At 44.2% G+C, this 18,780-nt stretch carries 17 protein-coding genes; 6 read left to right on the top strand and 11 right to left on the bottom strand.

Annotated elements, in window-relative coordinates; translation table 11 throughout:
- Positions 1-1,032: an ABC transporter permease gene (locus Q1J64_RS09275; protein WP_301108782.1), complete on the bottom strand. Its 1,032-nt coding sequence runs from the start codon at positions 1,030-1,032 to the stop codon at positions 1-3.
- Between the two features lie 292 nt (positions 1,033-1,324).
- On the opposite strand from Q1J64_RS09275, the gene Q1J64_RS09270 reads away from it, so the two are divergent.
- A complete protein-coding gene (locus tag Q1J64_RS09270; protein ID WP_301108781.1) occupies positions 1,325-1,573 on the top strand; it encodes a KGG domain-containing protein in 249 nt (82 codons plus the stop codon).
- 107 nt (positions 1,574-1,680) lie between these two features.
- Here Q1J64_RS09270 and Q1J64_RS09265 read toward each other — a convergent pair whose 3' ends face one another.
- The 3 genes from Q1J64_RS09265 to Q1J64_RS09255 all read right to left on the bottom strand — a co-directional run bounded on the left by Q1J64_RS09265 (position 1,681) and on the right by Q1J64_RS09255 (position 5,381).
- Positions 1,681-2,913 (bottom strand): acyl-CoA dehydrogenase family protein, encoded by a 1,233-nt coding sequence (locus tag Q1J64_RS09265; protein WP_301108780.1) that lies wholly within the window; start codon positions 2,911-2,913, stop codon positions 1,681-1,683.
- A 328-nt stretch (positions 2,914-3,241) separates the two neighbouring features.
- Positions 3,242-4,837 carry a DUF4179 domain-containing protein gene (locus tag Q1J64_RS09260; RefSeq protein ID WP_301108779.1) on the bottom strand — a complete coding sequence of 532 codons (1,596 nt, stop codon included), beginning with the start codon at positions 4,835-4,837 and terminating at the stop codon, positions 3,242-3,244.
- A complete protein-coding gene (locus Q1J64_RS09255; protein WP_301108778.1) occupies positions 4,815-5,381 on the bottom strand; it encodes an RNA polymerase sigma factor in 567 nt (188 codons plus the stop codon). Before Q1J64_RS09255 ends, Q1J64_RS09260 begins: the two co-directional genes overlap by 23 nt.
- A gap of 171 nt (positions 5,382-5,552) precedes the next feature.
- On the opposite strand from Q1J64_RS09255, the gene Q1J64_RS09250 reads away from it, so the two are divergent.
- A complete protein-coding gene (locus Q1J64_RS09250) occupies positions 5,553-6,140 on the top strand; it encodes a YgaN family protein (RefSeq protein WP_301108777.1) in 588 nt (195 codons plus the stop codon).
- 140 nt (positions 6,141-6,280) lie between these two features.
- On the opposite strand, the gene Q1J64_RS09245 is transcribed toward Q1J64_RS09250, so the two are convergent.
- Positions 6,281-6,718, bottom strand: a complete 438-nt coding sequence (locus Q1J64_RS09245) for a GatB/YqeY domain-containing protein (RefSeq protein ID WP_301108776.1) — start codon at positions 6,716-6,718, stop codon at positions 6,281-6,283.
- 221 nt (positions 6,719-6,939) lie between these two features.
- Here Q1J64_RS09245 and Q1J64_RS09240 point away from each other — a divergent pair, with 221 nt between their 5' ends.
- The gene (locus tag Q1J64_RS09240; protein WP_301108775.1) at positions 6,940-9,135 is read left to right on the top strand and encodes a DNA topoisomerase III; all 2,196 of its coding nucleotides are present in this window, start codon (positions 6,940-6,942) and stop codon (positions 9,133-9,135) included.
- Positions 9,136-9,342: 207 nt separating this feature from the next.
- Here the strand turns inward: Q1J64_RS09240 and proS are convergent, their stop codons facing one another.
- The 4 genes from proS to Q1J64_RS09220 all read right to left on the bottom strand — a co-directional run bounded on the left by proS (position 9,343) and on the right by Q1J64_RS09220 (position 14,623).
- On the bottom strand, positions 9,343-10,779 hold the full coding sequence (gene proS / locus Q1J64_RS09235) for a proline--tRNA ligase (protein ID WP_301108774.1): 1,437 nt from the start codon (positions 10,777-10,779) through the stop codon (positions 9,343-9,345).
- Positions 10,780-11,088: 309 nt separating this feature from the next.
- Positions 11,089-12,378, bottom strand: coding sequence for a cation:dicarboxylate symporter family transporter (locus Q1J64_RS09230; RefSeq protein WP_301108773.1), 1,290 nt, complete (start codon positions 12,376-12,378; stop codon positions 11,089-11,091).
- 89 nt (positions 12,379-12,467) lie between these two features.
- A complete protein-coding gene (locus Q1J64_RS09225) occupies positions 12,468-13,355 on the bottom strand; it encodes a response regulator (protein ID WP_301108772.1) in 888 nt (295 codons plus the stop codon).
- 2 nt (positions 13,356-13,357) lie between these two features.
- The gene (locus Q1J64_RS09220; protein ID WP_301108771.1) at positions 13,358-14,623 is read right to left on the bottom strand and encodes a sensor histidine kinase; all 1,266 of its coding nucleotides are present in this window, start codon (positions 14,621-14,623) and stop codon (positions 13,358-13,360) included.
- 130 nt (positions 14,624-14,753) lie between these two features.
- Between Q1J64_RS09220 and Q1J64_RS09215 the strand changes: the two genes are divergently transcribed.
- Both Q1J64_RS09215 and Q1J64_RS09210 read left to right on the top strand, forming a co-directional pair.
- Positions 14,754-15,407, top strand: coding sequence for an SDR family oxidoreductase (locus tag Q1J64_RS09215; RefSeq protein WP_301108819.1), 654 nt, complete (start codon positions 14,754-14,756; stop codon positions 15,405-15,407).
- 69 nt (positions 15,408-15,476) lie between these two features.
- The gene (locus Q1J64_RS09210; protein WP_301108770.1) at positions 15,477-16,934 is read left to right on the top strand and encodes an aldehyde dehydrogenase family protein; all 1,458 of its coding nucleotides are present in this window, start codon (positions 15,477-15,479) and stop codon (positions 16,932-16,934) included.
- 144 nt (positions 16,935-17,078) lie between these two features.
- On the opposite strand, the gene Q1J64_RS16710 is transcribed toward Q1J64_RS09210, so the two are convergent.
- Positions 17,079-17,213, bottom strand: coding sequence for a cupin domain-containing protein (locus Q1J64_RS16710; protein WP_367183375.1), 135 nt, complete (start codon positions 17,211-17,213; stop codon positions 17,079-17,081).
- A gap of 20 nt (positions 17,214-17,233) precedes the next feature.
- Positions 17,234-18,124 carry a DMT family transporter gene (locus tag Q1J64_RS09205; protein ID WP_301108769.1) on the bottom strand — a complete coding sequence of 297 codons (891 nt, stop codon included), beginning with the start codon at positions 18,122-18,124 and terminating at the stop codon, positions 17,234-17,236.
- A gap of 213 nt (positions 18,125-18,337) precedes the next feature.
- On the opposite strand from Q1J64_RS09205, the gene Q1J64_RS09200 reads away from it, so the two are divergent.
- Positions 18,338-18,757 carry a hypothetical protein gene (locus Q1J64_RS09200; RefSeq protein ID WP_301108768.1) on the top strand — a complete coding sequence of 140 codons (420 nt, stop codon included), beginning with the start codon at positions 18,338-18,340 and terminating at the stop codon, positions 18,755-18,757.
- The last annotated feature ends 23 nt before the right edge of the window (positions 18,758-18,780 follow it).

The following is an 18,780-nucleotide window of genomic DNA, read 5'->3' as shown; positions in this document are numbered from 1 at the left end:
TCACATCTCTCCTTGTTGAATCGCCTGAAGCGGTTCGATTTTTTTAATTTGGAACCCTGAAATGGTAGCTCCAATGAAACCGACGACTAAAAACACAGCAGACAGCATCAGAACAGTACCCATCGTTAAGTGGAACGGCATGCCTTCAGGTGCAATAAAATTAAATCCTTGGCTGAGAATAATAGAAAGTGCCAATGCCACAATCGTGATGACGATCATCTGATACCAAATCATCTTAAACAATGACATGGTTTTCATACCAATTGCTTTCAAAATACCGTACAAACCGATTTTCTGAACGTTCATCATATAGAAGAAAATCGCAAACAGCATACCGCTGATAATCACGAGGAACCAGACAATCATGTTGAGAGACATTTGTTCTGCGCTGTAGCTTGGGATCGCGTTTAAGAACTCTTTATTCGAGAACGATTCCAGTCCGCTGATCGCAGGAGCATCTTTGCCCGGAATGAATAATGTCTGCATTTCCATTACTCGATAAATCTCCTGATAGTTTTTCATCTGAATGAACGCAACCGGTGCGTGACTGTATTTCTGTTGGTCCACAAATCCTTTAACCGTAAATTCACCGCTGAACTGATTGTTGGTCAAAACATCGCCAACTCTAATTCCTTTTTCCTCCAGAGAACTGTCGAGGACGATTTCGCCTTCTTTCACATTTTGGAATAGGTTAGAATCTGTGGAAGCAACGAATGCCACGCTGTGCTGCTTGTCATCCTTGTCGTTGACGAAGCCCATCTGTACCGAGAATGCAGTAGCATCTGGATTGTCGGCTAAAGTTTTCTTTTGTATGTCTTCATCTATTTTCGATAAATTATAAGTTTGATCTGCGTCTTTATCTAAATAAAACTGTCCATCAGGCAAATCTTTAATAAGTGCCGCGTTATCCTGCGACAATCCGTTAGCAAGCCCTGAGATAATGAATGTCAGGAAACTTACCAGGAAGATGATTGATCCAAGAATCATAAATTTCGCTTTGCTCTTTTTCATTTCTTTCCATGCAATCTTCATGGATACCGCCTCCGTGTTTTTCTTGATGTTTCTATCTTATCGAATGAAGATGAACGGAGAATGAACTGGATTGTCTTAAAAAAGATAAAGAGGAATTCTTGTAAAAGCATGATGTACTAAATTTAATTTAATTTTTTCGAACAGGTGCAAACGTATACTTACCAATTATCTGTAATTACCAAGCATGCTCTGCTTCATAGAAATTCAGAAAAAAAGAAGTTTATTTCATGTATGACGGGCTATATTAGAGAATGTAAGACAAACAAAAAATTTAAAAGGAGAGATTTTCATTATGGCAAAACGCAGCAATAATCAGCAGAACCAGAACAAAATGTCTCACGAACAGGCAGGTAAAATGGGTGGAGAAGCTACCGCCAACAGCCACGGCCAAGACTTCTATGAAGAAATCGGACGCAAGGGCGGAGAAGCCACTGCAAAGAATCACGATAAAGAGTTCTATGAAGAAATCGGTAAAAAAAGCGGAGAGGCACGCGCTAAACAAAATAACTCTAATTCCAATTCAAACAATAACAATAAATAATGTGTAAGTTGATCCAATGACAAGAATTCCCCCTTTTGCATTTCACTTCACATAAACAAACAGGTCAAAGCAGTGTACTCACCGCTTTGACCTGTTTGTTGCTGTTATTAATCCATCCAAGGAACTTCAATCATTGTACGGCCAATCCATTCACGCAAGATCTCATTTGTCGGACCCATGAGAGCGCCCGCGCGTCCGTCACGGACATATCTTTCCACCTGGCCCGTCATATAACCGCGCCCACCTGAAACTTGCAGCGCTTTATTCGTTACGTCGATGACCATGTCCGCTGCATGTGTTTTCAGCTGCCATAATGGATACAGACATTCTGAAAGCTCTTTGCCTTCTTTATTGCAACGATCCATTGCTTTAGATGTACGATACAGCATGCTGCGAGCGCTATCAATCTGAATCTGCGCTTTCGCCAGTTCATGACGGATGACTTGATAGTCCGCAACAGAGGAACCTGTATCTGCGTGAACCCGGCGTTTTGCACCGTTTGTCGCCATATTCAGCGCGCCCTGCGCAATGCCGACCCAGCACGCAGCTGAACCGAGCAAGAATAAAGGATCAATCGTGTTGTCGTTGAAATAACCCATGCCGCCCTCGCTGCCGATCCGGTTTTCAAGAGGAACTTGAACCTTTTTAAAATTCATCGGACCGCTGGCATTTCCCCGTAAGCCCATTGCATCGAACGGAAATGCCTCCAAGCCTGCCTGATCGTTCTCCACTAATAAAAACATCAAATTATCTGGATCTTCCGTTTCAGGTGAAGTCGTAGCGACCAGATAAAAGTCTGCTTCTCCTCCGCTTGTAACGAATGACTTTTCGGCATCTAGTAAGTAACCGTTTTCATTTCGTTTTGCTACACTGCCGACATTCCAAAAGTGTCCGCCTGTTGCTCTTTCACTGAATGCCAGTCCGCCGACATGTCCTGCTTCTAATCGAGGAAGCAAGCGGCGACGCTGTTCTTCAGTTCCTGCTTCATAGATGGTATGGGCTGTCGTCATATGCATCACCCAACACATTGTCGTAGACGGGCAGTAATGCGCAAAGCTTTCCGATAGTACAGAGAATGCTGTGAATCCTTCTTTCAGACCGCCTGCCTCAACAGGAATTGTGACGGCTGAATAGCCAGCTTTCGCTACTTCTCGTAAACTTTCACGCGGATATTTTCTCTCTTCATCTGAAACAAGCGCACGATGCAGCAGTTCTTTTTCACCAAGCGCATGTGCCGCTTTCTGTAATTCTTCATGACCCTCTGGACACGTCCACCACTGCGGAATTTGCATAATTCCTTCTTGTTTTTTTGCTTTTTCCATTACGGCTTCTTTTACCAAACCTACCACTCCATTTATATATTTTGCCCACTCTTTTTAAGTTACAGAGCTAGCGGTACTCATTCAACTCTAGCACATTTTACTAAATAGTAAAGTTTTGTAGTAAACTGATTATTTAATCACAACTGAATTAATCAATTATCCTGGTGCACTATTTATTTTTTCATTACTTTTAATACCATTCGTTATTTCAAGAAGACTGTATTTCCCTATAGTATTTATGGCAACGAAAAAAAGGGACTAGCCTCTAATGATCTCAGGCCAATGTATTGCTTAATAAATGGAAAAACATCCGGAAAATCATTTTACATGATTTTCCGGATGTTCTTCACTCAAACAACGGGACTTTCATAATTTCTTTCACCGGCATATAGCGTTTCACCGAAAATAGATGCAAAGTCAATTCTTCCGGCACATCCTTCAATGCAGGAAAAGTCAGTTCATAATCGACTTCTTCATTGGCAACCGATCCGCTTGGGCCTGATGAGTAGACATTCCCTTCGCCGTCTTCCAACAGCCACCTGCCCAGCTCGCCGGCTTCCTTATCTCTCTTGCCTTCCATTTCAACAACGAATGTTTTCGCTCTTCCTACGGGCTTCAGCGATTTACGGAAGTAGTAGTCGGTTTCATTCTTCGCCCGGACCACATTCAGCTGATTCCCTTCAAACTCGAATGAAAACGGCTTATCCTTGAGATCCTTCGGGTTAAATGTGATAGAGAAGTCAGCAGGCTCTGTCTTGTACACACCGTCCATCACAAACGTCATGTCCGGCTGTTCCTTCTGTGGCACAAATGAATTCACATACTTCCGATGACCGATTGTCTCCAAGTCTTCACCCGTGCCCTGTAGCATACCTGTATTGCCAACATGTTCTACTCCTACGTCCCAACGATTCCAAGAATACAGCTCTGCACCGTCTTCATCCTCTAAATGATACGCAATTTCAGGATCAAACGTACGCATCAACGATTCCACCCGCTCCGCGCCAAATCGTTTCTTGAACTCTTCTCCCCCCTTCTCAATTCTCATGCGTTCTTCCTCTGTAAATGAAATCTCATAGAAAAGCTCGGTAGAAGAAGGTGCCATCTGCATTTTCTGCAGTTTGACCGCCACACCATCCGTGTCAAATGAAGCATCCTCCAGCGGCCACGTGTGGGTCAGCTGGCGTTTTTCGCTGAGATCCACCGGCACATCCAGCTGCCAATTCCCTTTCACCCCCTGTAACTCCGTGACATCAAATTGGATAGTCAGCTGATCGATATCCTCATATCCACGCAATGAAAACTCATATACTCCATAATCGCCCGCATTCTGCCAGCTGTTCATAAGTCCGTCCAACTCATTTCCCTTCTGGTCAAATACCAGAACTCGGTTGGCATGGTTCGCCTCTTCAAAGTACGCATATTTCGGTTTGCCATTTTTCAGTATCTGATAGGAAAGCGTAACGCGTGAAGAATCGGCCAACACATCTTCGACTTTCAATGTAATCCCCTGGTCTTCCACCGCCAGATCTACACGTTCTGCAAGCCCTTCTTCCATCGCCAAGCGAAGACCGTCATCCGCTTGTTCAGAAGAAAAGAACCCCCCTATCAACTCAGCAAAACTCGGACTCAGCGCGGCACTCAAACCGACTGCCAACACTACACCTGCCGCAGAAATTGCAACTTTCTTCCAAGGTGACTTCCTTCTCATTTTCTGCTGTGGGTACGGTTCCAGCTGACTCAGCACGCTGTCTGCAAAATCGTCAGGCAGGCCCGGTGTTTGAAGCGTGTCTTTCACGAAACGCTGTTCTTCCAAAAATGCCTCGACAACCGCCTGGCAGCTTGAACAGCTTTCCACATGCACCTGCACCTGCAAGGTTTCTTTTTCAGTTAATAAATCATCCGTAAACTTCGACAACTCATCGATCGTTGGACAATTCATGGTAATCTCCTCCTTCTCGCTTCACCGTATCTCTCATCTTTTTCTTCGCCCGGTGCAATTTATTGCGGACGGTCGGTAAAGATATGTTTGTCATTTCACTGATCTCGTCGTAACTCAATTCATTCGCATAGCGCAGCAGGATAATTAACCGTTCATCTTCAGGCAATGTCGCAAGCAGTCTCTCCAACTGTCGATATTTTTCTTTCTTCATAAAGATGACTTCTGGCTGACTTTCTCCTGCCGTCACCTCTTCCACAAATCCTGATGGAACCGATTGATGCCGTTTCTTACGGAATTCATCCATGCAATGATTGATCGCCACGCGGTACAGCCAGCTCGAAAACGATCCTGTTTCTTTGTATTTATCCAGCTGACTGTAGACCTTCAAAAATGCATCCTGTACATAATCCTGTGCATCTTGGGAGTTTCTCGTCATTCGTAAAATCGTCGCATATAATGGATTTTTATATTTATTAACGATGTGAGCGTACGCCTGTTTATCGCCGGCCAGCACTTCCCGCACCCACTTCAAATCTTCTTCCATAGGAACCTCCTCATCCAAACAGCCATGCGCATGTTCTGTTTCATTCAATATGTATAACGGGTCGCGACCCAAAAGATTTCACTTATTCTAAAATAATTTATCACTGCTGATAACGGAAGGTTCTGTAAACTGTTATACTATAAGAATATAGAATAAAGGGGGCCTTGTGCCATGAAAAAATGGATCAGCCTGCTCTGCCTAAGCTTTGTACTTGTATTAAGCGCCTGTGCAGCCACTGACACCAACAAACTGACAATTCCCGAGTTAACAGACCGGGAAGAGCAAATTATTCAAACTGCTGCAGATCAGGTATTTGTTTTTGATTATACAGCCGATCAAACGTACTCGAGTATTTCACTTTGGATGGATAAATACGAGAAAGGGGAAAAGATTGGCGGACCATTAAGTGAACTTTCCGTTCCACTGCCCGGCGAATCCACGAACGGTACGCTGGTCATGGCCGTGAAACCGTCTAATGATAAGCTATTATTCTCCGCCAGCATCAGCGGCGCCGGTTTAACGAGTGAGGACCAGTTGCCTGACCTCGAGATCAAAGCGGTCATGACTGAGCTGAATCCGCGGGAAGGCCTGCCGCTTGCAGAAAACATGCTGCTCGGCACGCTCATTTATACGGATGGTTCAGAAGGCGTAATAGTCAGTTCCCTTTCAGGTGATTTCTTTGAACAGAAAGACGGCTATCTGGAGAAATTAAAGGAATACGACACAGCGTATTTATTGAGGGCTTCATTTAAGAAGTGAACCGGCAGATTGGTTCGTTCGCCGACTCTTTTGGCGCGGTACTGCGGTCCTTTTGCTCGTTTACAGCAATAGACCACGCCGGCATTACCAAAAAGGCTGCGAGGAAATCGTATAATCCGATTTCCCCGCAGCCCGTTTTTTTACGCTTGCAAATACTCTTTTACTGCCTGAGAAACCGTTTTGCCTTCTGCACGTCCCGCAACTTCCTTCATGACCGTACCGATCGCCTGACCCATTGGCGTATCTTTTGCGATACCAAGGGAGCTGATCAATTCCTTCACTTCCTCCACATCCATCTGCTTCGGCAAATAGGATTCAACAATGACGATTTTCGCTTTCTCTGACTCTACAATATCTTCACGGTCGGCTTTTTTCGCTTCTTCGAGAGATTGTTTCGTCTGTTTGAGTTCACGCTGGACGATTTTGATTTCCTCTTCTTCCGTCAATTCACGTTTCAACTCAAGTTCCTCGTTTTGCAGACCTGCACGCAATAAATTGATCACGCCTTTTTTCATCTGATCTTTTTCCTTCATTGCTGTTTTGATATCTGCCATCAAACGCGTCTTTAATTCTGACATCCTAATCCCTCATTTCTAAAGTGTTAGTACTATTATACAAAAAACTATTGCTTTCAGTCAGATTAAAGAACTGAAAGGAAAACAAATGCCTTAATTGACGAAACTACCCTACTCGTTTACACTTTTTACTAAGCAGCTCCTTTTGATAGCATAAGGCCAAACATCCCCTTATCTAGCGGAGGAGTTTTTTGACATGTATGTACACAAAGGAGTTCAACTATATGAAAAAAAGTGTTGTATTGGCGGAGAAACCTTCCGTAGCACGGGATATTGCCCGTGTACTCAACTGTAATAAAAAAGGAAACGGCTATTTAGAGGGAGACAAATATATCGTCACATGGGCACTCGGTCACTTAGTTACACTTGCCGATCCCGAAACGTACGATACGAAATATAAGGCGTGGAAATTGGAAGACCTACCAATGATGCCGGAGGACCTGAAATTGACGGTCATCAAGCAGACTGGCAAGCAGTATAATGCCGTCAAATCCCAACTTACACGTTCCGATGTATCCAATATCATCATCGGCACGGATGCGGGACGCGAAGGAGAGCTTGTTGCACGATGGATTATCGAGAAGGCGAAAGTCAAAAAACCGATTCAGCGTCTGTGGATTTCATCCGTTACGGATAAAGCAATTCAAGACGGATTTGCACAGCTGAAGCCAGGAAAAGCCTATGAAAATCTGTATGAAGCGGCCGTCGCACGCTCAGAAGCAGACTGGTACATCGGTCTGAACGCAACCCGTGCACTGACGACCAAATTCAATGCACAGCTGAACTGCGGCCGTGTCCAGACCCCTGTTGTCGCGATCATCGCACAGCGCGAAGAGGAAATTAATACATTCCGTCCGAAAACATTCTATGGTGTCGAAGCACAGACTGATTCCAAATTAAAACTGACATGGCAGGATGCGAAAACGAATGATACGCGTTCATTCGACCGGGAAAAGCTGTCTGCCATCGTGAAAAAGATCGACGGCAAGCAGGCAATTATTGAAAATGTCGATAAAAAAGCCAAAAAGACGTTTTCGCCTGGCCTCTATGATCTGACGGAACTGCAGCGCGATGCCAACAAACTTTTCGGCTATTCTGCGAAAGAAACGCTGAACATCATGCAGAAATTGTACGAGCAGCACAAACTGCTGACGTATCCGCGGACTGATTCACGTTTCCTATCAAGTGACCTCGTTGCGACATTGCCAGAACGCCTGAAATCATGTGGAATCGGCGAGTACCGTACGCTTGCCAATAAAATACTAAAGAAGCCGATCAAGGCGAATAAATCATTCGTCGACGACACGAAAGTATCCGATCACCATGCAATTATTCCGACTGAAGAAATCGTCCTGCGTGATAAACTGTCTGACAAAGAGCGCAGAATCTACGACTTAGTAGTTAAACGATTCTTAGCTGTACTCTTCCCTGCCCACGAATATGAGCAGCTGACCGTACACGCAAAAATTGCTGACGAGCGCTTCATGGCACGGGGAAAAACGATTGTAGCTGCCGGCTGGAAAGAAGTTTATAATAACCAGTTCGACGAAGAAGAAACAGAGCAAGATACGAAAGAGCAGCTGCTGCCGAATCTCTCTAAAGGAGATTCATTGAAAATCCAGCTGGTCAAAGAAACATCTGGCCAGACCAAGCCGCCTGCACGTTTTAATGAAGCAACACTTTTATCCGCTATGGAAAATCCCGTGAAATATATGAGCGGGCAGCAGGACAAAAAACTCGCAGAAACACTGAAATCAACCGGAGGACTCGGCACAGTTGCTACCCGTGCGGACATCATCGATAAGCTGTTCAATTCATTCCTGATTGAAAAACGCGGCAAAGACATTCACGTAACGAATAAAGGGAAACAGCTGCTGGAGTTAGTGCCGGATGAACTGAAATCCCCTACACTAACAGCAGAATGGGAATTGAAGCTCGAAAAAATTGCCAAAGGTCAGTTAAAAAAGGAAGCTTTCATTAATGAAATGAAAGGCTACACGAAAGAAATCGTTGCAGAAATTAAAGCGAGCGAAGCAAAGTTCAAGCATGATAATATTTCAACGAAAACTTGTCCGGACTGCGGCAAGCCAATGCTTGAAGTAAACGGCAAGCACGGCAAAATGCTCGTTTGTCAGGACCGCGAGTGTGGACACCGAAAAAACGTTTCACGTGTCACAAATGCACGCTGTCCTCAGTGTAAGAAAAAAATGGAGCTGCGTGGAGAAGGCGAAGGCCAGATCTTCACATGTAAATGTGGCTATCGCGAAAAGTTGTCTACTTTCAAAGCACGACGCGAAAAAGAGTCAAAAGGTAAAGTGAATAAGCGTGATGTGCAGAAGTATCTGAAGCAGAATAATGAGGATGAACCGGTGAATAACCCATTTGCTGATGCATTGAAAGGGTTGAAGTTGGACGATTAATCGGTTTTGGCGCGGCTGGCGTGAGTGTTGGTTCGCTGCTGGACAGGTTTGGCGCGTTGCTAGATCGAATTGGTGCGTTTCATTAGCAGATTGGTTCGTCTGCACAGGTTTTTTGCGCGGAACAAGCCATGTTTCGCGCGACACGTCCATATAAAAAAAGGTGCCATACGCAAATCAACGCGTACGGCACCTTTTCTATTATTCAACTCAGTATGCTCTCGCGAACCATACTGTATGTTTAGATTCTTTTCCACAATTAATACAAGTTTCTTTCTCTGTAGGCGGATTGAACGGAATATTACGTGTCGTAAATTTCGTTTCATCTTTTACATGCTCTTCACATGCATCGTCCCCACACCAGCCAGCAAGAATCCAGCCTGGAATTTCTTCTTTCGCCGCGCTGTCTTCAATATGTTTTTTCAGCTCATCGATCGTGTCGATATGCGTATGTGAATGTTCGTCACGGAAAGCACGTGCTTTTTCAAGCAGACGAGTTTGCATCGTTTCAAGCTCTGCTTCGATACTTGCTACTGCCTGAGCCAGATCAACCGCTATCTTTTCTCCGCCGTCACGCGCTTTCATCAATGCCTGATCATTTTCAAGGTCACGAGGCCCGAGCTCTAAACGGACCGGCACACCTTTTAATTCCCATTCATTGAACTTAAAGCCAGGTGACTGATCAGAATCATCTAGACGTACGCGGATACCTTTTGACTTCAGCTCTGCATAGATTTCATCCAGCTTTTCCATAATCGCCGGGTTCTTTTTCCAAGGCCCGACCGGAATCAAGACTACCTGTGTTGGCGCAACACGCGGAGGCAATACTAATCCCTGCTCATCGCCGTGAACCATGATAACTGATCCAATCAGACGTGTGGAAGTTCCCCATGATGTCGTATGGACAAACTGGTGCTTATTTTCTTTTGTTAAATATTTGATATCAAATGCTTCCGCAAACTTAGTTCCCAAGTAATGTGAAGTACCAGCTTGCACAGCTTTCCCGTCTTTCATCATCGCTTCGATGGAGAACGTGTCCACAGCTCCTGCAAATCGCTCTGAAGGTGTTTTCTGACCGTCATATACGGGAATCGCCAGCAAGTCTTCTACGACTTCCTTATAAATCTCAAGCATCTGCATCGTTTCAGCGCGCGCTTCTTCCTCATCCACATGCGCTGTGTGACCTTCCTGCCATAAGAATTCAGATGTCCGAATGAATGGCAGCGTCTTTTTCTCCCAACGGAACACGTTTGCCCACTGATTGATAAGAACAGGCAGATCGCGGTAGCTTTTGATCCAGTCGGAATACAAATGACCAATCATCGTCTCAGAAGTCGGACGCAGTGCTAAACGCTCTTCTAATTTTTCTCCTGCCGCTTCCGTCACCCATGGCAATTCGGGAGAAAATCCTTCAATATGATCTTTCTCTTTCTCAAAAAATGATTCAGGAATCAGCATTGGGAAATATGCATTTCGGTGCCCTGTCTCTTTGAAGCGTCGATTCATTTCATCCTGAATATGCTCCCAAATTTCAAAGCCATCCGGTTTGAACGCAATACAGCCGCGCACTGGTGTATAATCCATCAAATCCGCTTTCTGAATTGTATCGATATACCATTTCGTAAAATCATTTTGTTGATTACTCATTACCAAATTTCCTCCTTAGTAAAACCCGAGCTCTTGTTAAGCATCCATACTGCATATCATATAACAAATCAAGCATTCCTACAATTGAATCCGCCGGCAAGCAACGTGCAGTCCGCAGTTTTTATTGCTTATGATCATGAACTTCACGCAAACGCTCCTAAATCTCTGCCCGTGATCATACCAATCCGTCAAGCGCTCATAGGCGGTCCGCAACCGATCATACCCTCTCCGAGCATGCTCATAACCGCCCCAAACTCGCTCATTCACCATAAAAAAACTGCCCTCACAAAGAGGACAGCATTCATTTCATCAAATTAATTTCTCTTCCGCCAAGACAAACTGCGGATCTTGCTCTTCTTTCACGTGCTCCGTACCAAAGCGTCCTTCCCACTTCGACATGACAACGGTTGCCAACGCATTTCCTACCACGTTGACCACTGTGCGCGCCATGTCGAGCAAACGGTCGATTCCGGCAATGAACGCCAGGCCTTCAAGCGGAATACCAACTGTTCCAAGCGTCGCCAGTAATACGACGAATGAAACGCCCGGCACGCCTGCAATTCCTTTAGACGTGATCATTAACACTAAAACCAGTGTAATCTGTTCCGTGATGCTCAACTGAATCCCGTACATCTGCGCAATGAACATTGCAGCCAATGCCTGATACAGTGTAGATCCGTCCAGATTGAATGAATATCCTGTAGGCACAACGAATGACACGATATCTTTCGGACAGCCGAACTTCTGCATTTTCTCCATCACTTTCGGCAATACCGTTTCAGAACTTGAAGTAGAATAAGCCAAGATCAGCTCATCTTTCAGCACTTTCATCAGATGGAAGATATTGATTCCGACAATCTTCGCAATACCGCCCAGTACGACGATAATGAAGAAAATCATAGTTGCGTATACCAGAATCATCAATTTCCCCATTGGAATAAGCGATTCCAAACCGAATTTAGAAACCGTCACACCAATCAGTGCGAACACCCCGAACGGCGCAAACTTCATAATCATATTCGTTACCCAGAACATCGCATCGGCAACTCCCTGGAAAACATCCAGAACCGGTTTTCCCCGTTCACCGATCGCTGCCACACCCAACCCGAATAAAACAGAGAAGAAAATAATCGGCAGCATATCGCCATTTGACATGGACTCTACAATATTGCTTGGAACGATACCAACCAATACATCCATGAATCCGCTGTTCTGCACATCTTCAGTTGTTTCAACGTAGCTCGAAATATCGCCTTTTTCCAGTGATGACATATCAATGCCTTCACCCGGTTTGAAAATATTTGCTGACATCAATCCAACAATAATCGCAATCGTTGTGACGATCTCAAAATATAAAAGCGTTTTACCGCCTAATTTACCTAATTTTTTAATATCTCCTGTACCTGCTACTCCGATCACCAATGTAGAAATGATAATCGGTACAACAATCATCTTGATCATATTGATGAACATGGTCCCAATCGGCTGTAAGTACGTTTCCACTTTAGGATTACCATAAAATATGGCTCCGACCGCAATACCAAGTACCAGCCCGATCAGAATCTGATAAGCCAACGACAGTTTAAATTTCTTTTTCATAGATAATCCCCCTCCGTCTTACTTCTGAAAACGCTTTCTTGAAGTACTTACGAGAATTATACGGAAAACCTACAAAATTCTACATCATCCTACAAAAACTTTTTTTGCTCTTCAGCTGTCTCTATATATAAAACTTGCAAAAACTTCTTGCTGTTGACTTTAGAGGGCCTGATAATAAAACTCTCTTCCTGGATCTGCTTCATCCGCTGGGTTATTTCCTGAAAATCAAAGTAGCGGGGCGCATAATACTCGAATTCATCAATGGTATAGTCCACCGCTCCGAGAGAGGCGAGATGATCCATGGCAGTTTGAATAGAACGCCGGATCCGCTGTTCCATCGCTTTGCTCTCTTTGGCAATATCTTTTTGCTCGATCCCCATTTTACCAAGAGCTACTTCATACAACTCTTTTAATGGAGGAAGCTGTGCGACATTACGTTCAATCAGTACTTCTGTAATGGCGACAATATCGCGGGTGCTATTCTCACCTATAATGCCCATGTCATGCAGTTTGGACAGAACGATATCTTTAACAGGACGTGCAGGTTTCGACTGTTCTTCAGCACCAAGTTGTGCCAGTGATTCCCGAATTGTCAGAAGGGAGTTTTTCAGTCGAAGCTGCTCAGTCGTTCTGCGCAGCACGCTTTGCACTTCAATTTGATTGATCGGCTTATGAATGAAAAACTCCACACCGACTTGATACGCTTCCCCCACCATCTCTTTGCTGACTACCTGACTCAGCATGATGAACTGTCCGGTGAATCCCTGTGTTTTCAGTTGCTGAATCGTTTCGATGCCGTCTAGTTCAGGCATCAGTAAATCAATTAGCACCAGATCAGGAGCCAGTGACAAAATTTGCGGAATGGCATTGCCGCCGCTTTCCGCCTCTCCGATGACCATACCCAAGTTCTGCTCAACTAGAATATTCTTCAACATCAAGCGGCTTGCTTTATCATCATCCACAATGAAATACCTCATAATTACGTCTCCTTCATAATCGATTCAACAGGAATTCGGACCGTAACCGCCAGCCCTGCTTCCAGCCGCTCCACAGCGATATCGCCGTTCATCGATTCAATAATCGCCGCTACATGCGACAATCCAATCCCTGTCGCCGCCACACCCTGTTCATTAAACTTCGTCGTATACCCGGGCTCGAAAATAACATTTTCATGTTCAGAAGGAATGCCCTTCCCCGTATCTTCTAAACGAAAATGAACCTTCTCATCTTTAATTTCAACCGTAATCTTTACATGGCCCAGCCCTTCCAGCGCTTCAACTGCATTAGACGTCAGATTATTGAGCACCGCGAGCAGCGGGATATGCTGATCGGTCTGAAAATCCCTGTCTACTTTTGTTTCAATCGTACAGTCGCGCCCAATTAATTCACTGTACTTTTCATTGGCAGTCACAACGAGCGCTAATAAATCAGATATGTAAAACGATGTTACTTCCTCCCGATTCGTCCACTTCGACAGTCCTGCTAAAATCCGTTGTGAATCTTTCTTCACTTCATGGATTTCCTGGGCAATCAAAAGGGCCTGCGTACTGAGTTCAGTATGCCCTTCTTTCTTGAGCTTGCGGTACAGGTCGTGGCTCGAAGCAGTGATCATCTCAATATTGTTCATCGACTTCTGAAGATACATCGTTTCTGCATACATTTCTGCACCAACGCCAAGCATTTCTTCCACCCGCTGTTTCTCTTTCGATAACGCTACTGAGCTATAAAGTCCCACTGTGAAAAAACTTCGCAGCAAAGCTACCCCCACCAGGACGCCCCACTCTTTTGCCAGCATGGATTCATGCGTCAAAAAGTTCCGAAGTGCATGCTCTGACGTATTGCTCATCACTTCGAATAAAAATGCCAAAGCACCTAATCGTAACGGAAACAATTTATACTTTTCCAGATCAGCAAAGTGCCAGCCGGTTGCGATGATGAAATAAAATAAGAAAACCGGTACATGCATGCGCAAACTTTCTTCGAAACCTGCACCGAACCACATTTCTTCAATTACACGGAACACGACAACAGTCACAGCCGTGATAAACCCCGTCCGCAACATAGAAACCGGAGGGTATATTAAAATCAGCAAAAAAAATACGATTCCCCCCAGTGCAAACCGGAAAGATTCGTCTGCAAACGGCAAAACCTTTAATTCACCGGTCAAAGCGGTCAGGATGGCAATAATCGCGATGCGCACAGCTTCCGATTGTGAAATTTGAAGCCAGGCTGATTTTGTATTCATATATAGTGTCTCCTAATGAAAATAGTATTCGTGTACATATTATAACAAGCTGAAAATGTTTGTGCAGTTTTGAGAGTTATGGAACAGGGTACATCTTAGAATAGGTTTTTATATCTCGAAAGGATGTCATATTGTGAAAGTACTGGTTGTAGGTGCAAACGGACAAATTGGGAAACATCTCGTTACATTGATTCAGGATCATGAAAAAATGGAAGCAAAAGCGATGATCCGTAAACAGGAGCAAGCTTCCTTTTTCGAAGAATTAGGTGCTGAAACAGCACTGGTTGATCTGGAAGGTGAAATCGACGATATTACGAAAGCTGCTGAAGACGTCGATGCCATCGTCTTCACAGCGGGTTCCGGGCCAAAAACAGGTCCCGATAAAACCATCCTCATTGACTTAGACGGAGCTGTCAAAACAATTGAAGCGGCAAAAGCAGCTAATGTAAAGCGTTTCATCATGATCAGCTCGTACGATACAACACGAAAAGCGATTCAGGAAGCTTCCTCTTCATTCGCTCCGTATGTTGCGGCGAAGCATTATGCAGACGAGTGGCTGCGCGGAGCAGACCTCGATTATACGATAGTCCATCCGGGTGCCCTGACAAATGACGCGGGCACAGGAAAAATTGAAGCGGCGGCAACTGTTGAGCCTTCCGAAGTAGCCAGAGAAAATATTGCTCAAGTCATTTTGGCATGTCTGGAAAATGACGCGACCATCGGCAAAGAATTTCAAGTCGTCAACGGAGACACGCCGGTTAAAGAGGCAATTGATTCCATTTAATAGGAACCGTATACTATGCTTGTACAACAACAAACATGAAGGAAGTTTATCCAACACAGGAGGTAAGTCATGCTAACTATTCAATCACTGAGCAAGCAGTATATTAACGGTACTTGGAGAGACGGAGAAAGCAGAAAGCAACTTACAAATAAAAATCCATATAATGGTGAAGTCCTATCTACTATTGCGATGGCAACAGTACAAGATATCGATCAGGCTTACCAAGCGTCATTTGATGCTCAAAAAGAGTGGGAAAAAGTAAATGCGTATAAGAAAAGAGCTATTCTCGAAAATGCTGTTACCTACATTGAGACACACGAAGATGAAATTACAGAGCTAATTATTGACGAACTGGGTGCTACCCGTTTGAAAGCAGCATTCGAAATTGGACTCGTCAAAAATATGATTAAAGAAGCTGCAACGTTCCCATTACGAATGGAAGGTAAAATCTTACCTTCTATTGAAGACAATAAAGAAAATAGATTATATCGTATTCCTGTTGGGGTTGTTGGGGTTGTCAGCCCATTCAATTTCCCATTCTTCTTATCAATGAAATCTGTAGCACCTGCACTTGGGGCAGGAAACGGCGTTGTCATTAAGCCACATGAAGAAACTCCGGTCATGGGCGGCACATTAATAGCAAAAATCTTTGAAGAAGCCGGTGTACCGACTGGGCTTATAAACGTCGTTGTGACGGATATAAATGAAATTGGCGATGCTTTCATTGAGCATCCAATTCCTCGGATCATTTCATTCACTGGTTCTACAACAGTAGGGAGTCATATTGGACAAGTTGCGATGAAACACTTTAAAAAGCCGATTCTTGAATTGGGCGGTAACAGTGCATTCATCGTGATGGACGACGCTGATATCGACTATGCAGTTACAACTGCAACGTTCAGTCGTTTTACACATTCAGGACAAATTTGTATGTCAGCAAATCGCATCTTAGTACATGAAGACGTATATGAAGAATTCGTTGAAAAATATAAACAAAAAGTAAGTTCATTAAAAGTAGGAGATCCAAGAGATTTAGAAACTATCATCGGTCCTGTCGTGAACGAACGTCAAGCAGGTAACTTAAGCACAATGATTGATAATAGCATTACGCAAGGCGCTTCCATAATTCTGCAGGGGTCTGTCGAGTCAAATTTGATGGAGCCGACAATTATCGGCAATGTCACACCTAAAATGACAATTGCCCAGGAAGAACTATTTGGACCTGTTGTCTGTGTAATTCCTTTTAAAGATAAACAAGAAGCGATTGATATTGCCAACGATACACGTTTTGGCCTTAGCGGAGCGATTCACACTGCAAACGTAGAGACCGGTGTAGAAATGGCGAAGAATATTCACACAGGAATGATTCATATCAATGATATTACGATACATGATGAGCCAATCGTAGCGTTTGGAGGAGAGGGTCAGTCAGGAATTGGACGATTAAACGGCCAATGGAGTCTAGATGAATTTACGACAATGAAATGGATTTCAGTAAGCTATGGTCAACGCCAATTTCCGTACTGATTAAAGGTGCACACTTTACCAATAAAGTAGAAGTGAATACAAATGAATATTTCATTGTAACACTTTCAATTCGCTCGTATATATATAAAGGAATCCGACTCGTATTCGAATTGGATTCCTTTTTGTCTCCATCAATTTATATGCTTACTGCTTGGTGTAGAGCGGGCGGTTCCCTTGCGGACACTCCGTCGTCAATTGCGATTGATAGGTCGATTTGTAGAATTCACCCTCAGGATGTGGCTCCAAATCCAAATACTGAATCCATTCCTGTGCATACATTCAACCCATTCCTTTATTAATTATTTGGTTAGTATAGCAGACTTTTCTGTACGACGGTTGACGAAGTAGATACTGACCCCCACTAATATTAATCCAATTAACAGTTTATATGTCACCGGCTCGTGTAAGACGACTGTGCTTACGAAAACTGAAATTACCGGCACTAAAAACGTATAGACACCTACCTTGCTGGCTTCGCCGGCATTTACAAGACTATAGTAAATGACATACGCTACCGGAATACCCATCGTTGCGCCAAAACCAAGGCCGAAAATATACAGACTGTTCCATTCAATTGCAGACCAGCTTTCCGTCATCGAGCCTGCGATAAGAAGAACCATGCCGCCGATAGCAAACTGCATCGCTACCATCCAGTATGCATCAATTTCCTGGCTGACCTTTTTGACATACACTACACCAAGCGCCCAGAAGAATGCGGTACACAATCCGAGCATGACTCCGATAAATGACACATGCGTCGTTAACCCGTCCAAACCAACAATCACAATTCCTATGAATCCGATAATAAGGCCGAGCAATTTTATTGGTGTCATCTGTTCACCAAGCCACATCCACGCAAAGACACCGAGCAGCACCGGTTGAAAATAAACGAGAACCGAAAACAGTCCGCCAGGCAGAAACCCGAGACCGATTGTATGCAGTCCAAAAAAGAGCACCGTATTCAATAATGCGGAGATACAATATTTCGGCCAGTTTTTCCGCCAGTTTAAGCGGTTGCGTCTCTTCAGTATAATGATGGTAACGAGACATCCACCAAGCAAAGCACGCATGCCTGAGAATAACAGTGGTGGCGCAAACGCAGCTGAAACCTTATAGATCGGCCAGCTGATTCCCCAAATCACGACTAAACATAATAAAGCGACCGTTGATTTCGTAAACGACTTGTTCAACGCCCCATCCTTCCCCCATATAATCTTCCCTTTTGTCCATTCTATTCTTTCGGTTGTAGTCCTGACTCAACATGATCATTCTACACAGCGTAAGGGGCCCCCAGCGCCAAAGGGTTACCAAACCACAACATACCACCCTGAAGTCGCCATTACGTGATGAGCCTTTTCTTTTTGCGCAAAATTCTTTATGATTACATACGGGGGCGATTTTGAATGAAAAGAATTATGATGTTGATGATAGCAGCTGCCATGCTCGCAGCCTGCAATAATGAAGAGAAAACTAAACCTGCAGAAGAACAGCAAAAAGATGTCGTGGAAGAACAGGCGGCGGTCGGAATGGAAGAAGGACTGAAAGCCGACACCGAGGAACAGAATTATGCCTCTCTTTCAAATGATGAAGTAGCCGTCAACGCAAAAATAAAATTTGTTGGCACCGTCACGGTATATGAAGACGGGAAAATGGACGTACAGAGCGGCGATTCTACACAAGAAATCGTACAAGTTGATGATATCCGCCTTAGCGAACGCACAGAAATTGCTGAAGGCACTGAAGTGACGGTGTACGGCAGCTATAAAGGGAAAAACGATGACGGCATACCAGTGATCAAAGGTATTTTCATCGACGCTGACTGAAGTTGGAAGCAAGTTAGAGGTTT

It is taken from the genome of Sporosarcina sp., from assembly GCF_029257255.1.
Classification (GTDB): domain Bacteria; phylum Bacillota; class Bacilli; order Bacillales_A; family Planococcaceae; genus Sporosarcina.
Note: the sequence above shows the minus strand (reverse complement) of the source record. Positions and strands in the feature narration are given on the sequence as shown.

What these genes read in the sequence shown, in the direction of transcription:
- Q1J64_RS09275 (WP_301108782.1), bottom strand. Translation starts at nt 1,032, where the DNA reads ATGAAGATTGCATGGAAAGAAATGAAAAAGAGCAAAGCGAAATTTATG.
- Q1J64_RS09270 (WP_301108781.1), top strand. Translation starts at nt 1,325, where the DNA reads ATGGCAAAACGCAGCAATAATCAGCAGAACCAGAACAAAATGTCTCAC.
- Q1J64_RS09260 (WP_301108779.1), bottom strand. Translation starts at nt 4,837, where the DNA reads ATGAATTGTCCAACGATCGATGAGTTGTCGAAGTTTACGGATGATTTA.
- Q1J64_RS09255 (WP_301108778.1), bottom strand. Translation starts at nt 5,381, where the DNA reads ATGGAAGAAGATTTGAAGTGGGTGCGGGAAGTGCTGGCCGGCGATAAA.
- Q1J64_RS09250 (WP_301108777.1), top strand. Translation starts at nt 5,553, where the DNA reads ATGAAAAAATGGATCAGCCTGCTCTGCCTAAGCTTTGTACTTGTATTA.
- Q1J64_RS09245 (WP_301108776.1), bottom strand. Translation starts at nt 6,718, where the DNA reads ATGTCAGAATTAAAGACGCGTTTGATGGCAGATATCAAAACAGCAATG.
- Q1J64_RS09240 (WP_301108775.1), top strand. Translation starts at nt 6,940, where the DNA reads ATGAAAAAAAGTGTTGTATTGGCGGAGAAACCTTCCGTAGCACGGGAT.
- proS (WP_301108774.1), bottom strand. Translation starts at nt 10,779, where the DNA reads ATGAGTAATCAACAAAATGATTTTACGAAATGGTATATCGATACAATT.
- Q1J64_RS09230 (WP_301108773.1), bottom strand. Translation starts at nt 12,378, where the DNA reads ATGAAAAAGAAATTTAAACTGTCGTTGGCTTATCAGATTCTGATCGGG.
- Q1J64_RS09225 (WP_301108772.1), bottom strand. Translation starts at nt 13,355, where the DNA reads ATGAGGTATTTCATTGTGGATGATGATAAAGCAAGCCGCTTGATGTTG.
- Q1J64_RS09220 (WP_301108771.1), bottom strand. Translation starts at nt 14,623, where the DNA reads ATGAATACAAAATCAGCCTGGCTTCAAATTTCACAATCGGAAGCTGTG.
- Q1J64_RS09210 (WP_301108770.1), top strand. Translation starts at nt 15,477, where the DNA reads ATGCTAACTATTCAATCACTGAGCAAGCAGTATATTAACGGTACTTGG.
- Q1J64_RS16710 (WP_367183375.1), bottom strand. Translation starts at nt 17,213, where the DNA reads ATGTATGCACAGGAATGGATTCAGTATTTGGATTTGGAGCCACATCCT.
- Q1J64_RS09200 (WP_301108768.1), top strand. Translation starts at nt 18,338, where the DNA reads ATGAAAAGAATTATGATGTTGATGATAGCAGCTGCCATGCTCGCAGCC.